Source organism: Gilliamella sp. B3023 (genome assembly GCF_026536845.1).
In the GTDB taxonomy this organism is placed as follows: Bacteria; Pseudomonadota; Gammaproteobacteria; order Enterobacterales; family Orbaceae; genus Gilliamella; species Gilliamella apicola_E.
In genome coordinates, this window is record NZ_JAFNNH010000040.1 from 1 (window position 1) to 1,790 (window position 1,790).

Sequence of the window (1,790 nt, forward strand, 5' to 3'; positions counted from 1 at the left end):
TCTGCTTGGGATTACACTATCTAACGGAGCTAATTACACGCCTTCTAACAATTCATCATCTACAACCCCAATCGTCTTGCCGGTTGAGGGTCAGAGTTTTGCTGATATTCGTATGTTCGTTCCTACTGATACTAATTCAGTCGCTTTGAGTTCTCTTATCGGTCCACCTAATAATTATTGGGGTGATGATGATGGAGATTCTGGCGTTACTGCTACAGGTTCTTTAAGTTTATCTATCGTCGATAAAAACAATCGGCCTGTATCACGTGATACAGTGTTAACGACATGTACTGATTCAGCACCTTATAAGGTTACGTTATCTAGTACTGACGGTACATTATCTACTCGTTACGGATTTCCTAATCGTAGTACTTTCAGTGCTCGTAGTGAGACTTATTACGTTAATCCTAAGGCTGGGCCTGTGGTTTGTTTCGCCAGACCTAATTTAATGTTAGGTAAGCTTGGTGATAATCCTTATCGACCATCTTGGGATTTTGCTGGTCCTGCTTCAATGTGGGACCCTGCTAAGGGTTTTCTCACTCAAGAAACAGACCCGTCACTTTACGGTAGAAACTTTCCTACTACAGGTCTTAATGGATTGTACTTTGATTTAGATATTAGTGGTAGTAGTCAGCCATTGTCTTGGTCTCCTGTTTCTCATGGAGGTATCACTGCTACTATGTCTAATCCTACTGCTACAAGCGTTCGTGTCACTTTAACTGGTCCTTACGCTACCCCATCCCAGCATAGTTCAGCCACTCCTAGTCCTATTTCTAAACCTACTTTGCCTCAGACCTTCGAGTTGGTCGGTCGTGATAGTAATGGTACTCCTGTTGTCAAATATGGTTTTACTTTGAAGCAGTGGTTCGTCAACCGTCGTTCTTGGATAGGCTCTTATTCTAATGCTTTATCTTGGTGTAATAGTCTTGGTTATCGAATGCCTCGCGTAAGGGATTTAACAAATTCAAATTATAATAATTTAGGTGCCACCCCTTCCTCATCTGGTAATTATTACCAACGTAGAATTGGTTCAGGTTTTTTCACTGAGTGGGGTAATATGTCTGATTATTCAGGCGTTGGCTTCAACCACATTTGGTACTGGACTAGTGACCCGCTTGGTAGTGGCCAGTTTCTCGTGCACACAAACAGCGGTAACGTGGATTGGGACTACCTCGACTACTACGTACTTTGCTTCCATCCTTAGTTTTTATTTCTTCGTCCTTAATCCTTAGGCCGGGGGCGGGGGTGATAAAAAATAGTGTTGAGTCATTAAAAGTAAGCTGACTCAAGGAGTCAACATCGTTTAGCCATAAAAAAAGCGATTTTGCGGCTAAGCGGCGCTTCAATTACCCGCTTCGGCGGGTTTATTTTTTAGGTATTTTATCGCAAAAAAAGTTGAGGAGCGGGGTTTTTGGGGTTTAAAATTCTGCTTTGCAATGTTGCCTCAAATAAGTAATTCCGCTTTAAACTGTGGCGCTTTTTAGTAGTTCTATTTTTCCATCAAAAAAAGTTGAGGAGCGGGGTTTTTGAGGTTCTCAATTTCACTTAAAAAATTATTAAAATATCAAAATCACTAAATTTCTAATCCAAAGCCCTAAAATAAAATTTTTGAGGATCAATCGCTCTAATTCTAAAGATTTGTAATGATAATATACTTAATTAAAACAATAGATAAGCAATTGTAACTTAGATCCTTTTTAGATCATATTTACAAAAGTTAACGTAAATGAGCGAAAAAAAGTGTTGCATCGTGTTTTTCCAATCACTATACTTTTTACACGGTTTTAGCT

Annotated in this window: 1 protein-coding gene; it reads left to right on the forward strand. The window is 39.5% G+C overall.

All coding sequences use genetic code 11. The annotated features are described in order from the left end of the window. The coding region (locus J3U16_RS11815; protein ID WP_267343173.1) for a hypothetical protein at window positions 1-1,204 on the forward strand (1,204 nt) is incomplete at its 5' end. Between the last annotated feature and the right edge of the window lie 586 nt (window positions 1,205-1,790).